12 protein-coding genes are annotated in these 14,945 nt (G+C 60.6%); 1 reads left to right on the forward strand and 11 read right to left on the reverse strand.

The window, feature by feature from the left end; translation table 11 throughout:
* Nucleotides 1-110: 110 nt before the first annotated feature.
* Nucleotides 111-2,843 carry a preprotein translocase subunit SecA gene (gene secA, locus HCI85_RS04705; RefSeq protein ID WP_160085450.1) on the reverse strand — a complete coding sequence of 911 codons (2,733 nt, stop codon included), beginning with the start codon at nucleotides 2,841-2,843 and terminating at the stop codon, nucleotides 111-113.
* 117 nt (nucleotides 2,844-2,960) lie between these two features.
* The gene (locus HCI85_RS04710) at nucleotides 2,961-3,887 is read right to left on the reverse strand and encodes a M23 family metallopeptidase (RefSeq protein ID WP_160085451.1); all 927 of its coding nucleotides are present in this window, start codon (nucleotides 3,885-3,887) and stop codon (nucleotides 2,961-2,963) included.
* A gap of 81 nt (nucleotides 3,888-3,968) precedes the next feature.
* Here HCI85_RS04710 and HCI85_RS04715 point away from each other — a divergent pair, with 81 nt between their 5' ends.
* Complete coding sequence (locus HCI85_RS04715) at nucleotides 3,969-4,424, forward strand: DUF721 domain-containing protein (RefSeq protein WP_090249098.1); 456 nt, start codon at nucleotides 3,969-3,971, stop codon at nucleotides 4,422-4,424.
* Nucleotides 4,425-4,506: 82 nt separating this feature from the next.
* Here HCI85_RS04715 and lpxC read toward each other — a convergent pair whose 3' ends face one another.
* The 9 genes from lpxC to murD form a co-directional block, all read right to left on the reverse strand.
* On the reverse strand, nucleotides 4,507-5,418 hold the full coding sequence (lpxC, locus tag HCI85_RS04720; protein ID WP_090249100.1) for a UDP-3-O-acyl-N-acetylglucosamine deacetylase: 912 nt from the start codon (nucleotides 5,416-5,418) through the stop codon (nucleotides 4,507-4,509).
* A 112-nt stretch (nucleotides 5,419-5,530) separates the two neighbouring features.
* Nucleotides 5,531-6,718, reverse strand: a complete 1,188-nt coding sequence (gene ftsZ / locus HCI85_RS04725; protein ID WP_167142510.1) for a cell division protein FtsZ — start codon at nucleotides 6,716-6,718, stop codon at nucleotides 5,531-5,533.
* A 43-nt stretch (nucleotides 6,719-6,761) separates the two neighbouring features.
* Nucleotides 6,762-8,009 (reverse strand): cell division protein FtsA, encoded by a 1,248-nt coding sequence (ftsA, locus tag HCI85_RS04730; protein WP_090251236.1) that lies wholly within the window; start codon nucleotides 8,007-8,009, stop codon nucleotides 6,762-6,764.
* Between the two features lie 20 nt (nucleotides 8,010-8,029).
* Nucleotides 8,030-8,905, reverse strand: coding sequence for a cell division protein FtsQ/DivIB (locus HCI85_RS04735; protein WP_167142513.1), 876 nt, complete (start codon nucleotides 8,903-8,905; stop codon nucleotides 8,030-8,032).
* A gap of 3 nt (nucleotides 8,906-8,908) precedes the next feature.
* Entirely contained in the window at nucleotides 8,909-9,859 is a 951-nt protein-coding gene (locus HCI85_RS04740; RefSeq protein ID WP_167142516.1) for a D-alanine--D-alanine ligase, read from the reverse strand.
* Nucleotides 9,856-11,265, reverse strand: a complete 1,410-nt coding sequence (gene murC / locus HCI85_RS04745; protein WP_241693754.1) for a UDP-N-acetylmuramate--L-alanine ligase — start codon at nucleotides 11,263-11,265, stop codon at nucleotides 9,856-9,858. Before murC ends, HCI85_RS04740 begins: the two co-directional genes overlap by 4 nt.
* A 34-nt stretch (nucleotides 11,266-11,299) precedes the next feature.
* Complete coding sequence (gene murG / locus HCI85_RS04750) at nucleotides 11,300-12,370, reverse strand: undecaprenyldiphospho-muramoylpentapeptide beta-N-acetylglucosaminyltransferase (RefSeq protein ID WP_167142522.1); 1,071 nt, start codon at nucleotides 12,368-12,370, stop codon at nucleotides 11,300-11,302.
* Nucleotides 12,360-13,586 (reverse strand): putative lipid II flippase FtsW, encoded by a 1,227-nt coding sequence (gene ftsW, locus HCI85_RS04755; RefSeq protein ID WP_090251240.1) that lies wholly within the window; start codon nucleotides 13,584-13,586, stop codon nucleotides 12,360-12,362. Before ftsW ends, murG begins: the two co-directional genes overlap by 11 nt.
* Complete coding sequence (gene murD, locus HCI85_RS04760; protein ID WP_167142525.1) at nucleotides 13,586-14,932, reverse strand: UDP-N-acetylmuramoyl-L-alanine--D-glutamate ligase; 1,347 nt, start codon at nucleotides 14,930-14,932, stop codon at nucleotides 13,586-13,588. Before murD ends, ftsW begins: the two co-directional genes overlap by 1 nt.
* Nucleotides 14,933-14,945: the final 13 nt, after the last annotated feature.

Below are 14,945 nucleotides of genomic sequence, written 5' to 3' on the forward strand. Positions count from 1 at the left end.
TGATTGCGATGGTAAAACGCCGCGAGCGGTCAAACCGTTCGCGGCGTTAATCAAGCTGGGCCAAGCATCACCAACGTCACTGTCGGCTCAACCCGCTCTACACGGTGGGGTTAATTAACCTGGCCGTGGCAGTGCTTGTACTTCTTGCCGGAACCACAAGGGCACGGCTCGTTGCGGCCGATCTTCGGCTCGGTGCGCACTGGCGCAACGGCAACCGCCAGATCACCCTCTTCTTCAGTGGCTTGCGGCAGCAGCGCCGAGGCTTCGGCATGCTGGAACTGCATGCGCTCGGCCATGGCTTCGGCTTCACGACGCAGACGCGCTTCTTCCTCGGCCGGATCTTCACGACGCACCTGCACATGCGAGAGCACGCGGATGGTGTCCCGCTTGATCGAATCCAGCAGTTCCTGGAACAGGGTGAAGGACTCGCGCTTGTATTCCTGCTTGGGGTTCTTCTGCGCATAGCCGCGCAGGTGAATGCCGTGACGCAGGTGATCCATGGTCGACAGGTGATCTTTCCACAGGTCGTCGAGGACACGCAGTAGAATTTGCTTCTCGAAGGTGCGCAGGGCTTCAGCGCTGGCTTCGGTTTCTTTCTCGTTATAGGCGCTGACCAGCTCTTCAAGAATGCGCGCACGCAGGGTCTCTTCGTACAGCTTGTGGTCATCATCAAGCCACTGCTGAATCGGCAAACGCAGGTTGAAACCGCTGTACAGCGCCTCTTCCAGGCCGGCGATATCCCACTGCTCAGGCAGCGACTGCGGCGCGATGTGCTGGTTGATGGTGTGATCCAGGACTTCCTGGCGGAACTCGGCAATGGTTTCGCCGACGTTGTCGGCAGCCAGCAGCGTGTTGCGCATGTGATAGATCACTTTGCGCTGCTCGTTGGCCACGTCGTCGAATTCCAGCAGTTGCTTACGCATGTCGAAGTTACGACCTTCAACCTTGCGCTGGGCCTTTTCGATGGCGTTGCTGACCATGCGGTGCTCGATGGCTTCACCGGACTGCATGCCCAGGGCCTTCATAAAGTTCTTCACCCGATCGGAGGCGAAGATGCGCATCAGGCTGTCTTCCAGCGACAAGTAGAACCGGCTGGAACCCGGGTCACCCTGACGACCGGCACGACCACGCAGCTGGTTATCGATACGACGCGACTCATGACGCTCGGAGGCGATCACATGCAAGCCGCCCGACTCGATCACCTGCTGGTGGCGCTTCTGCCAATCGGCTTTGATCTGCGCAATCTGCTCAGGCGTGGCGTTCTCCAGGTTGGCGACTTCAACTTCCCAGTTGCCGCCCAGCAGGATGTCGGTACCACGACCGGCCATGTTGGTGGCAATGGTCAACGCACCCGGACGACCGGCCTGGGCAATGATTTCCGCTTCTTTTTCGTGGAATTTGGCGTTGAGCACCTTGTGCTCGATGCCTTCCTGATTGAGCAGCCGAGACATGTGCTCGGAAGTTTCGATGGTGGCCGTACCGACCAGCACCGGACGACCCAGCGCCATACTTTCCTTGATGTCGGTGACGATGGCGGCGTACTTCTCTTCCGCAGTCAGGTAGACCAGGTCGTTGAAGTCCTTACGCGCCAACGCACGATTGGTCGGGATCACGATCACCGCCAATCCGTAAATCTGCTGGAACTCGAACGCTTCGGTATCCGCAGTACCGGTCATACCGGACAGCTTGTTGTACAGGCGGAAGTAGTTCTGGAAGGTGGTCGAGGCCAGGGTCTGGCTCTCGGCCTGGATCGGCAGGCCTTCTTTGGCCTCGATAGCCTGGTGCAGACCTTCGGACAGACGACGACCGGGCATGGTGCGGCCGGTGTGTTCGTCGATCAGCAGTACCTGGTTGTTCTGCACGATGTATTCAACGTTACGGTTGAACAACTTGTGCGCACGCAGGCCCGAATAGACGTGAGTCAGCAAGCCCAGGTTATGCGCCGAATACAGGCTCTCGCCCTCAGCAAGCAGGCCGACTTCGGTAAGCATCTCTTCAACATACTGGTGGCCCGCTTCGTTCAGCTCGACCTGGCGCGCCTTCTCGTCGACCTTGTAGTGACCTTCCTGCGTAACCACGCCCTCTTCTTCCTCAACATGCAGCTTGAGGCGCGGAATCAGCTTGTTGATCTCGGTATACAGACGCGAGCTGTCTTCGGCCTGGCCGGAGATGATCAGCGGGGTGCGCGCTTCGTCGATCAGAATGGAGTCAACTTCGTCGATCACGGCGAAATTCAGCTCGCGCTGGAATTTGTCTTCCAGGCTGAAGGCCATGTTGTCGCGCAGGTAATCGAAACCGAATTCGTTGTTGGTGCCGTAGGTGATATCGGCGGCGTAGGCTTCGCGCTTCTCTTCCGGCGGCATAAAGGGGGTCACGATACCCACGCTCATACCGAGGAATTCATACAGCGGACGCATCCAGTTGGCGTCGCGGCGGGCCAGGTAATCGTTGACCGTTACCACGTGCACACCCTTGCCGGCCAGTGCATTGAGGTACACCGCCAGGGTCGCTACCAGGGTCTTACCCTCACCGGTGCGCATCTCGGCGATCTTGCCTTCGTGCAGGGTCATACCACCAATCAACTGCACGTCGAAGTGGCGCATGCCCATCACCCGCTTGCCGGCTTCGCGGGCTACAGCAAAGGCTTCGGCGAGCAGCTGATCTAGGGTTTCGCCTTTGGCCAGACGGGCTTTGAACTCCTCCGTCTTGGCACGCAGTTGCTCATCGGAAAGGGCAAGCATCTGCTCCTCGAAGCCGTTGACGGCTTGTACCGCCTTGAGCATGCGTTTGACTTCACGCTCGTTCTTGCTTCCAAAGAGTTTCTTCAACAAAGGCGCAAACATATCGACAGGATCTTCCAGGCGTATGGATTGAGGGCGGCTGAGCAGCGACCCATGCAGCCTTTATGGCTGCGTGCGAAGGGGGCATTCTACCCGGAAACGCAAACGAGGAAAGCGGCGTTATTCGACGTCGTTAACCCGGGCTATGTAGCTGGCCGGATTGACCAGCCGGCCATTCTTGGTCACTTCGAAGTGCACGTGGTAACCACTGGCACGGCCGCTGCGGCCAACTTTGGCAATCGTCTGCCCGCGCTGAACCAGATCACCGATCTGCACCTGATTGCTTTTATTGTGCGCGTAAAGGGTTGTGTACCCATCGGCATGGCTGATTTCAACAACATTGCCATAACCCGACCTCTTGCCCGCAAAACTCACCACGCCAGCCGCAACCGCTACGACATCACTGCCGGGCTTGGCGGCAAAGTCCACCCCTTTGTGCTGAGTATTACGCCCGGTGAGCGGGTGCACGCGACGACCGAATGGCGAAGACATATAGCCATGACGCACCGGCATGCCAGATAAGTATTCGGCCTCGTTGAGCTGACGCTCGCCGATCAGTTGCTCCAGCACTTCAAGCAGCTGCTCGCGACTATCCAGGCGTAAACTCAGGCGATCAAGTTCGTCCATAAAAGGCGGTGGCGCATACGCTGCATCGCCCAAGGCATCCTCCGCACCGCCCTGCCCCACGTTAAGCGAGAAGTCGAATTCATTGGCATCCAGGTCCGCCAGCTCGGTCAAGCGCGCACCCAGGGCATCCAAACGAGTGAGACGCGCCTGCAGCTCGGCCACATGCACAGCGAAGGCATCCAACTGCCGCTGCGCGTCACGGCGTACTTCGCCGACCTCGGCACGCTGCTGATCAATCGCCTGATTGAGCTGAGTATCGTCATGCACCTCAACCGTCGCAGGTGCCCACCAGGCACCAACAGCTACGCCACTGGCCAGCGCCGCGCCGAGCGCCAGCAGCAACGCCAGCAATAACCAGCGCAGATCCAGACTGAGTGAACGTGCAGCACCGTGGTGCCGACTGAGTAATATGATGTGCACGGCCTTCCCCTAGTGGTGAAGCGTCAGTCAGCAGCAGTGATTCTGCTACCATGGCGACCTCACTTTTTCAGGCGTCCTGCCATGACTTTTCGTCCTTTGCCGGCCCGGGCTCCCGCGGCGCTGTTGCGCGAAGCGAAACCCCTAAAGGCACTGTTCAATCAAGCGCAACGCATTGATCGCCTGCAGCACCTCTTGGAAAGCCAGCTGCAACCTGCTGCTCGCGAACACTGCCATGTAGCCTCATGGCGCGAGGGTTGCCTGCTGTTAATCATTACCGATGGCCACTGGGCCACTCGCCTGCGCTATCAACAAAAACGCTTGTTGAAACAACTGCAGGCTCTTGAAGAGTTCGCGACCTTAACGAAGATCCTGTTCAAGGTGCAACCTCCGACTGCCGAAAGGCGTGCACCGGGTCGCACAATTTGCCTATCCAGCAGCGCTGCCGAAAACATCCAATCCACCGCGGAAGGCATCAGCGACCCCAAGCTACGCGCAGCCCTGGAGCGCCTCGCCAAGCACGGCAAGCCCACTGAATAAGTGCATGGATAGCCGCTAAAATTTAGGCAAAAAAGAGGCCACCCGAAGGTGGCCTCGAAAACAAAGTAAGGAGAGTGTTGCGTTACACGGCCGCAACCGGGCGCATGTAAGAGATTGGCGCGGTGTTGGGGTCGTCAAACGTGACCACTTCCCAAGCATCAGGCTGCTCAATCAGAGTGCGCAGCAGGCGATTGTTCAGCGCGTGCCCCGATTTGAAGCCTTTGAACTCGCCAATCAGGCTGTTACCCAGCAGGTAGAGGTCGCCAATCGCATCGAGAATCTTGTGCTTAACGAATTCGTCCTCGTAACGCAGGCCGTCTTCGTTCAACACGCGGAATTCGTCTACCACGATGGCGTTATCTACGCTGCCGCCGAGTGCCAGGTTCTGTGAACGCAGGAACTCGATATCACGCATAAAACCGAAGGTACGTGCGCGACTGACTTCTTTCACAAACGAGGTGCTGGAGAAGTCAACGCTGGCTGACTGGGTGCGATTGCGGAACACCGGATGATCGAAATCGATCTCGAAGGTCACCTTGAACCCTTCGAAAGGCACGAAGGTGGCGCGCTTGTCGCCCTCTTCAACAGTGACTTCACGAAGGATACGGATGAACTGCTTGTGGGCGTCCTGTTCTTGCAAACCAGCAGATTGAATCAGGAATACAAAGGGACCCGCACTGCCATCCATGATCGGTACTTCGGACGCGGAAAGCTCGACGTAGGCGTTATCGATGCCCAGGCCTGCCATGGCCGAAAGCAGGTGCTCTACCGTATCCACCTTGACATCACCATTGACCAATGTGGTCGACATGGTGGTTTCACCAACATTGCCTGCACGCGCGGGAATTTCCACGACAGGGTCCAAGTCGGTACGACGGAACACGATACCGGTGTCCACGGGTGCCGGCTTCAGGGTCAGGTATACCTTTTCCCCGGAATGCAGGCCGACGCCAGTGGCGCGGATAATGTTCTTCAGGGTGCGTTGTCTGATCATGGCTTTGGCCGCTATAGCACTAGTTGCGAATAGTTTTCAACAATGGCCGGCGATGATAGCAGAACCGGCCTTTGCTGAACACCAATCACCCCAATACTCCTGATACATTTCATCAATCGGCCTGACGACGCAGGAACGCCGGGATGTCCAGGTAATCCAGGTCATCCTGTGGGTTCAGCTTGGCCGCAGTGGCAGCGCCGCCGTGGCTTTGACGCTGAACGGTCGGACGCTCGTAGTCCTTGTAGTTGACGCTCTGCTCGGCACGCGCCGGGGCTGCTGCGTTGTTGCCAGTGCTGGCAGAAACTTGCACAGTATTGTCGATAACCTTGACCGGCTTCTCGATACGCGCACCCAGACCAGTGGCAACTACAGTCACGTGCAGCTCGTCGCGCATGTCCGGATCGATCACGGTGCCGACCTTGACGGTGGCGTGCTCGGAAGCGAACTGCTCGATGATGTTACCCACGTCGGAGTACTCACCCAGGGACAGGTCAGGACCGGCGGTGATGTTCACCAGGATGCCGCGCGCGCCTTGCAGGTTGACGTCTTCCAGCAGCGGGTTGCGGATTGCTGCTTCGGTGGCTTCACGTGCACGGTTCGGACCGCTGGCGCAGCCAGTGCCCATCATCGCCATGCCCATTTCGCTCATCACGGTTTTCACGTCAGCGAAGTCGACGTTGATCATGCCCGGACGCTTGATGATGTCGGAGATACCGCGCACGGCACCGGCTAGTACATCGTCAGCCTTGGCGAAAGCCGACAGTAGGCTGGCGTCCTTACCGAGGATGGTCAGCAGTTTTTCGTTCGGGATGGTGATCAGCGAGTCGACGCTTTCCGAAAGTGCGCGGATACCTTCTTCGGCGATCAGCATGCGCTTCTTGCCTTCGAACGGGAACGGACGGGTCACCACCGCAACGGTGAGGATGCCCATTTCCTTGGCCACTTGAGCGATGACTGGGGCTGCACCAGTACCGGTACCACCGCCCATGCCGGTGGTGATAAAGACCATATCGGTGCCTTGCAGCACTTCAGCGATACGCTCGCGATCTTCCATCGCTGCCTGACGACCGACTTCTGGGTTGGCGCCAGCGCCGAGACCCTTGGTCACCGCAGTGCCCAACTGCAGCACGGTACGCGCGCCGATGTTTTTCAGGGCTTGAGCATCCGTGTTGGCGCAGATGAACTCAACGCCTTCAATGTTGTTTTTCGCCATGTGATTGACAGCATTACCGCCGCCGCCGCCCACGCCGATGACCTTGATAACTGCACTAGCTGGAGCGCTGTCTACGAGTTCAAACATTTTCCCTCTCCTTTACTTTCTAGTTATAACGCCTACTGCAAAATCAGAAATTGCCCTGGACCCAGCGTTTCAGCCGTTCCAGTACAGGTTGTTTGGGTTCATCGCTGTAGCTGCCAAGCGCAGACATGGAAATGCCATCGGCCTGCTTTTGCAGCCCGTATAGCAGCAGGCCTACGCCTGTGGAATAGATGGGGTTACGCACTACGTCGGCCAATCCTTTGACACCTTGCGGCACGCCCAGGCGCACCGGCATATGGAAAATCTCTTCGGCCAGCTCGACGGCTCCTTCCATCTTCGCTGTACCGCCGGTCAGCACGATCCCAGCCGGGATCAAGTCTTCATAACCGCTGCGACGTAGTTCAGCCTGAATCAGGGTGAATAGCTCGTCATAACGCGGCTCCACCACCTCAGCCAGGGACTGGCGCGAAAGGTCACGGGGTGGACGATCGCCGACGCTGGGAACCTTAATGGTTTCACCCGCACCAGCCAGCTTGGCCAGCGCGCAAGCATACCGAATCTTGATCTCCTCGGCATACTGGGTCGGTGTACGCAGGGCCATGGCGATGTCGTTAGTGACTTGGTCGCCGGCAATCGGGATCACCGCGGTGTGGCGAATTGCACCTTCAGTGAAGATGCAGATGTCGGTGGTGCCGCCACCGATGTCGACCAGGCACACACCCAGCTCTTTCTCATCGTCGGTCAGCACCGCGTACGCCGAGGCCAGTTGTTCAAGAATGATGTCGTCCACTTCCAGACCGCAGCGACGCACACACTTCTCGATGTTCTGTGCGGCATTCACGGCACAGGTCACCACGTGAACCTTGGCTTCCAGGCGCACGCCGGACATGCCCAACGGCTCACGCACGCCTTCCTGGTTATCGATCACGTAGTCCTGCGGCAGGGTGTGCAGCACGCGCTGATCCGCCGGGATGGCCACGGCCTGGGCGGCATCGAGTACGCGCTCCAGATCCGCGGGGCTGACTTCGCGATCACGAATGGCAACGATGCCGTGGCTGTTGAGGCTGCGGATATGGTTACCGGCCACGCCGACAAAGGCTGAGTGAATGCGGCAGCCAGCCATCAGCTGGGCTTCTTCTACGGCGCGCTGGATCGACTGCACGGTGGATTCGATATTCACCACCACGCCCTTCTTCAAACCGCGTGACGGATGGGTGCCGATGCCGACGATTTCCAGTTGGCCGTCCGCATTCACTTCACCGACCAGCGCCACCACCTTGGAGGTACCGATATCGAGGCCGACGATCATCTTGCCGCTCTGCACGTTTGCCATGGCTTTCATCTTCTCCTGATTCACTGCACGACAGCGGTTTCAGCCGCTGCGGGCGCTACCGGCTCACGCCACGCCACGGCAAGGCCGTTGGCATAGCGCAGATCGATCCGCGCAATATTCGCTTGTTGCTCTTTCAAGGCCTTGTCGTAAATGGCCGTGAAGCGCCGCATTTTTTCCACCAGGTGGTCACGCCCCAGCAGCAGTTCAATGCCCTGCCCAGTGGAGAGGAACCAGCTGCCGCGTTCACGCAGCTCTAACCGCGCCACGGAAAAGCCCATGGGCCGCAGCATCTGACTGAGTACCTGGTATTGCTGCATCACCTGCTGCTGGGCACGACGCGGGCCATACAACTGCGGCAAGTGCTGGTAATTACTGACTTCCTGCGGGGCAAAGGCTTCGCCTTGGTTATTCAACAGCGCCTCATCACCCCAGCGGGCAATCGGCAATTGCTCTTCCAGACGCACCACCAACTGATCAGGCCATATGCGGCGTACCTGAGCGCTGGCAATCCAAGGCATCAGCTCCAGCTCGTGGCGCAGGCTGAGCAGGTCGACACTGAAAAAGCTCGCATTGGCATAAGGCGCAATGCGCTCCTGCACCGCCTGCTGGTTGACGTAGCTGAGGTCGCCCTCAACGCTGATCCGCGCAATCGGCTGATCGGCATAGGGCAACGCACGCAACGACAACTCATAAGTGCCGTAGCCCAACGCAAGCAGCAACAGCGGCCAGGTCAGGCGCTTCAGCCAGCTGCCCATGCCAGTTAAACGGGCTTTCGGCAGGCTTATCCGTAGGCTGATCGGCTCCTTGGCCACCAAACGGCTGGCGCCGCGCTGCGCAGGCTTACCGCGCACAGGGGCGCGGTTCGAGCCTGGCTGGTGACGCAAGGTGGCCGTCATGACTTAACCCCGTGCCTCAACGCTGTCAGCAAGAATCGCCAACACCAGTTGTTGAAAATCCAGGCCCGCAGCACGGGCTGCCATTGGCACCAGGCTGTGGTCGGTCATGCCCGGCACGGTGTTGACTTCCAGCAGCCAGAACTTGCCGTCGGCGTCCTGCATCACGTCGGCCCGGGCCCAGCCCTGGGTGCCCACGGCCTCACAAGCGCGCGCCGTCAGGTCCTTCAGCTCGGCTTCTTTTTCTGCGGAGAGGCCGCACGGGATGCGGTACTGAGTGTCATTGGCCAAGTACTTGGCGTCGTAGTCGTAGAAGCTGTGCGGCGTGCCCAGGGCAATCGGCGGCAACACCTGACCGCGCAGCATGGCGATGGTGAATTCCGGACCGGCGATCATCTGCTCGACCAGCACCTGCGAGTCGTAGCGGCTGGCATCTTTCCAGGCAGCGATCAGCGCTTCGACATCATTGACCTTGGCCATGCCAATGCTCGAACCCTCATGGGCCGGCTTGACGAACAGCGGAAAGCCCAGCTCGGCCGCCGCCGCATGGCAGTCGGCTTCGCAGGCCAGCGCCGCGTGGGCCGGCGTCGGTAGGCCAAGGCTCAGCCACACACGCTTGGTGCGCAGCTTGTCCATGGCCAGCGCCGAAGCCAGGATGCCGCTGCCGGTGTAAGGAATTCCGGCACACTCAAGCAAGCCCTGCATCGAACCGTCTTCACCACCACGGCCGTGCAGCACGATAAAGGCGCGGTCGACTTTCTCGGCTGTCAGGCGCTGCAGCAGATCATCGCCTACGTCGATGCCGAACGCAGCCACACCGGCCGCCAGCAGCGCTTGCAGCACGGCATTGCCGGACTTCAGCGAGACTTCACGCTCGGCGCTCTTGCCGCCGAACAGCACGGCCACGCGCCCGAAGGCGCTAACCGGAAATTGTGATTGCAGACTGGCAGAACTCATTTCGACTTACCTTCGGCCGCTGCGAACAGCGGACTTTGCAACAATTGCGGAGCCAGACCGCCGATATCGCCGGCACCTTGGCAGAGAAGAATGTCGCCGGCGCGCAGCAGCGGCTTGACGATTGGCGCGAGGTCCACGCCGCGCTCGATATAGATCGGGTCGAGCTGGCCGCGCTGACGGATGCTGTGGCACAGGTTGCGGCTGTCAGCCCCTGGAATCGGCGCTTCACCGGCCGGGTAGACTTCCATTAGCAACAACACCTGGGCATCGCCAAGCACCTGGACAAAATCGTCATACAGATCACGGGTGCGGCTGAAACGGTGCGGCTGGTAAACCATCACCAGGCGGCGCTCCGGCCAACCACCGCGCACGGCCTTGATCACTGCGGCGACTTCGCGCGGGTGGTGACCGTAATCATCAACCAGCATCACGCTGCCGCCATCCACCGGCAATTCGCCGTAGACCTGGAAGCGTCGACCCACACCCTGGAACTGCGAAAGGCCCTGGACGATGGCTTCATCACTGATGCCTTCGTCGCTGGCGATGGCGATGGTGGCCAGGGCGTTCAGCACGTTGTGGTTGCCCGGCATGTTCACTGACACGTCCAGCGGCTCGCGGTCGCGGCGCAGCACGGTAAAAAAGGTCTGCATGCCCTGCTGACGCACGTTGATCGCACGCACGTCGGCATCTTCATCAAAGCCGTAGGTCACGGTCGGACGGGCTACCTGCGGCAGGATCTCGCGCACGATCGGGTCATCCACACACATCACCGCCAAGCCGTAGAACGGCAGGTTGTGGAGGAACTCGACGAAGGTTTTCTTCAACTTGTTGAAGTCACCGCCGTAGGTGCTCATGTGGTCCATGTCGATATTGGTGACCACCGAGACCATCGGCTGCAGGTGCAGGAAGCTGGCGTCACTCTCATCGGCTTCGGCGATCAGGTAACGACTGCTGCCCAACTGCGCGTTGGTGCCGGCGGCATTCAGGCGGCCACCAATCACAAACGTCGGGTCCAGGCCGCCAGCGGCGAACACCGAGGCCAGCAGGCTGGTGGTGGTGGTCTTGCCATGGGTGCCGGCAACGGCAATGCCGTGGCGATAGCGCATCAGCTCGGCCAGCATCTCGGCGCGCGGCACTACCGGAATGCGACGTTCCAGGGCGGTGGCGACTTCCGGGTTGCTGGTATTGACCGCGCTGGAGACGACCAGCACGTCGGCCTGCTCGGCGTTTTCGGCGCGGTGGCCAATAAAGATCTGCGCACCGAAGGTTTCCAGACGCTCGGTCACTGCCGATGCCTTGAGGTCGGAGCCGGAGACTTCATAACCCAGGTTGAGCAGCACTTCAGCGATACCGCACATGCCGGCACCACCGATGCCGACGAAGTGGATGCGGCGAATGCGGCGCATGCGGCGGATTTCCGAACGTGCAGCGGCGGGAGACTTAGCCACGGGCCACCTCCAGGCAGATATCGACAACGGTGCAGGTTGCATCGGGCTTGGCCAGACGACGAGCCGTCTGCGCCATTTGAGTGAGTTGTTCGGGGTGCATCAAAACCTCGGTCAGCTGCGCGGCCAGCTTGGCGGCGTCAGTGGAACGTTGTGGCAACAGTACGGCAGCGCCGGCACTGGCCAGATAATCGGCATTACGGGTCTGGTGATCGTCAATCGCGTGTGGCAGCGGCAGCAGGAAGGCTGGCAGGCCGGCGGCGGCCAGTTCGCTGACGGTCAGCGCGCCTGCGCGGCACACCACCAAATCGGCCCAGGCATAGGCCCGCGCCATGTCCTTGATAAACGGCGCGACCTGCGCTTCGACGTCAACTGCGCGATAGCGTTCAGCAGTAATTGCATCATGTTGCTTGCCGGCCTGATGGAACACTTCAGGGCGCAGCTCAGCGACCACCAGCGCCAGGGCTTCGGGCAGCAATTTATTCAATGGTTCGGCGCCCAGGCTGCCGCCCAGCACCAGCAAACGCGGCTGGCGGTTGCGCAGCGAATCACGCGGGGTTTCCAGGAACAGCTCTTCACGCACCGGGTTGCCGGTGGTGCGGCGCTTGTCGCTGTTGCCGAAAGTATTCGGGAAGGCTTCGCACACGCGGCTGGCGAACGGCACCAGGCTGCGGTTAGCGGTACCGGCCACAGCATTCTGCTCGTGGATGATCAACGGCGCGCCGCTCATGCGCGCGGCCAGACCGCCAGGGCCGGTGACATAACCGCCCATACCCAGCACACAGACCGGCTGCAGTTCGCGCATGACCTTGCGCGCCTGGAACAGCGCCTTGAGCAGCTGGAACGGCGCTTTCAGCAGTGACAGCTTGCCCTTGCCACGCAAGCCAGTGACGTCGATCAAATGCAGCGGCAGACCGGCCGCCGGCACCAGTTCATTTTCGATGCCGCGCGGCGTACCCAGCCAATGCACGCTGTAGCCGCGCGCCTTGAACTCGCGGGCGCAGGCCAGCGCAGGGAATACGTGCCCGCCAGTGCCGCCGGCCATGATCAGCACATTACCGCGCATGCTGAACCTCCTCGGCGGACTGACCTTCGAAGAAATCCGACTCTTTGAAGTCAACGTCTTCATTGCCCAACTGGGTGCGACGCTCCCACTCGATACGCAGCAGCAGCGCCAGGCTGACGCAGCAGATCACCAGCGAGCTGCCGCCGTAGCTGAGGAATGGCAGAGTCAGGCCCTTGGTCGGCAGTAGGCCAACGTTCACGCCGATATTGATCAGCACCTGACCGATCCACAGGAACGCCAGGCCGTAGGCCACATACGCCGAGAAAAACTGTTTGGCCTTCTCCGCCCATAGGCCGATATACAGGGCGCGCACGCTGACGAAAACGAACAGGGCGACGGTGATCAGTGCGCCGACCATGCCCAGCTCTTCGGCCAGTACAGCAAACACGAAGTCGGTATGTGCTTCCGGCAGGTAGAACTGTTTCTGCACGCTGTTGCCCAGACCGACGCCGAACCATTCACCACGACCGAAGGCGATCAGCGCCTGGCTCAGCTGGTAACCGGCACCGTACTGATCAGCCCAAGGGTCGACGAAGTTGGTCAGACGCTCCAGGCGATAGGCCTGGCTGGTCATCACCAACACGCCAAGGCCGAGAACGCAGGCCGCCAGCGGAATAAAGCGCAGGAGGTTGACCCCGCCGAGGAACAGCATGGCGATGGCCGCGCCAACCAGGACCACGGTGGCGCCGAAGTCCGGCTCGGCCAACAGCAGCGCGGCAATCGGGCCCAGTACCAGCATCGGTTTGATAAAGCCGGTGAGCTTCTCACGTACTTCTTCCTGGCGACGCACCAGGTAGGCGGCGATGAACATCACGCTAAACAGCTTGGCCAACTCGGATGGCTGCAGGTTGAACACGCCCAGCCCGATCCAGCGCTTAGCACCGTTGACCTCACGACCAATGCCCGGCAGCAGTACCAGAATCAGCAGCACCACCGCCGCCAGCAGCAGCATGCCGCTGTAACGCTGCCACAGCGCCATCGGCACCAGCAGGGTCACCAGCGCAGCGCCCAGGCCAATGGCCAGATAAATCAGGTGGCGAATCATGTGATAGAGCGGGTTGCCCGATTGCACTGCCGCCACTTCCGAAGAGGCCGAGGCGATCATCACCAAACCCAAGCCGAGCAGCGCCAGGCAACCGGCCAGCAGCGGGAAATCGATATCGATACCGCGACGGGTATGCAGCGGCGAAGGCGCGGCGAGCAGGCGGGCCAGCATCATTGCAAAGCCTCCACTGCCTGGGCGAACAGACGCCCGCGCTCTTCGAAATTCTTGAACATGTCCAGGCTGGCGCAGGCCGGCGACAGCAGTACGGCATCGCCCTGCATAGCCACCTCTGCAGCGCGCTGCACGGCCTCTTCCAGAGTTTTGACTCGGATCAGCGGTGCGGCATCGCCCAGCGCCTCAGCCAGCAGATCGGCGTCACGGCCAAGCAGCACCACGGCGCGGCAGAACTTGCCGACCGGAGCTTTCAGGGCCGAGAAATCCGCGCCCTTGCCATCGCCGCCGGCGATCAGCACCAGTTTGCCGGCGATATCCGCGCCCAGGCCTTCGATGGCCGCCAGCGCGGCACCGACGTTGGTGGCTTTGGAATCGTCGTAGTAGCTCACGGCATTACGCTCGCCAACCCATTGGCAGCGATGCGGCAGGCCGGCGAACTGCTTGAGGGTTGCCAACATCGGCTCGAACGGCAGGCCGACGGCATGCCCCAGCGCCAAAGCCGCCAGGGCGTTGGATTGATTGTGTGCGCCGCGAATCTTCAGCTCACGCACCGGCAGCAGCGCCGCGAACTGGTATGCCAGGGATTTCTCGCCATTTTCTTCGAGCAGGCCGAAACGCTTGAAGTCCGGCTTGCCCAGGCCGAAGTACCAGCACGGCAGTTGATCAGCCACCAGCGGACGCGACAGCGCGTCATCGCGGTTCACCACAACCTGCCGCGCGCCGCGGAAAATGCGGTGCTTGGCCAGGTGATAGGCCGGCAGATCGGCGTAGCGATCCATATGGTCTTCGCTGATATTCAGGCAGGTCGCCACTTCAGCATTGAGCTGGTCGGTGGTTTCCAGCTGGAAGCTCGACAGCTCCATGACGTACAGCTCGATCTCATCACTGAGCAGGTCCAGCGCCGGCGTACCGAGGTTGCCGCCGACGGCAACCTTCTTGCCGGCCGCAGCCGCCATCTCGCCGACCAGGGTGGTCACGGTGCTCTTAGCGTTGGAACCGGTAATCGCCACGATCGGCGCCTTGGCATAACGGGCGAACAGGTCGATATCGCCCGACAGCTTGACCCCACGCGTAGCGGCAGCCTGCAGCGCCGGGGTGGCGATGGCCAGGCCCGGACTGACCAGCAGCTCACTGGCGCGGCAGAGGAACTCGATATCCAATTCGCCACAACGCACTTCAACCTGCGGGAACTGCTCACGCAAGGTGGCGAGCTCCGGCGGGTTGGCACGGGTGTCGACCACGGCAAACGGCAGGCCCTGGCGCGCGAGGAAGCGCACCAGGGACATGCCGCTCTTGCCGAGGCCGACAACGATGCGGAAGTGGTCAGAAGCGATCAGGGTCATGCTGTTATAAATC

It is taken from the genome of Pseudomonas sp. OTU750018 (genome assembly GCF_011636575.1).
Taxonomy (GTDB): domain Bacteria; phylum Pseudomonadota; class Gammaproteobacteria; order Pseudomonadales; family Pseudomonadaceae; genus Aquipseudomonas; species Aquipseudomonas peli.

Coding starts and splice junctions, on each gene's coding strand:
- HCI85_RS04740 (WP_167142516.1), bottom strand. CDS start 9,859: ATGAGTTCTGCCAGTCTGCAATCACAATTTCCGGTTAGCGCCTTCGGG.
- ftsA (WP_090251236.1), bottom strand. CDS start 8,009: ATGGCAAACGTGCAGAGCGGCAAGATGATCGTCGGCCTCGATATCGGT.
- murD (WP_167142525.1), bottom strand. CDS start 14,932: ATGACCCTGATCGCTTCTGACCACTTCCGCATCGTTGTCGGCCTCGGC.
- murG (WP_167142522.1), bottom strand. CDS start 12,370: ATGCGCGGTAATGTGCTGATCATGGCCGGCGGCACTGGCGGGCACGTA.
- secA (WP_160085450.1), bottom strand. CDS start 2,843: ATGTTTGCGCCTTTGTTGAAGAAACTCTTTGGAAGCAAGAACGAGCGT.
- lpxC (WP_090249100.1), bottom strand. CDS start 5,418: ATGATCAGACAACGCACCCTGAAGAACATTATCCGCGCCACTGGCGTC.
- ftsZ (WP_167142510.1), bottom strand. CDS start 6,718: ATGTTTGAACTCGTAGACAGCGCTCCAGCTAGTGCAGTTATCAAGGTC.
- murC (WP_241693754.1), bottom strand. CDS start 11,265: ATGCGCCGCATTCGCCGCATCCACTTCGTCGGCATCGGTGGTGCCGGC.
- HCI85_RS04715 (WP_090249098.1), top strand. CDS start 3,969: ATGACTTTTCGTCCTTTGCCGGCCCGGGCTCCCGCGGCGCTGTTGCGC.
- HCI85_RS04735 (WP_167142513.1), bottom strand. CDS start 8,905: ATGACGGCCACCTTGCGTCACCAGCCAGGCTCGAACCGCGCCCCTGTG.
- ftsW (WP_090251240.1), bottom strand. CDS start 13,586: ATGCTGGCCCGCCTGCTCGCCGCGCCTTCGCCGCTGCATACCCGTCGC.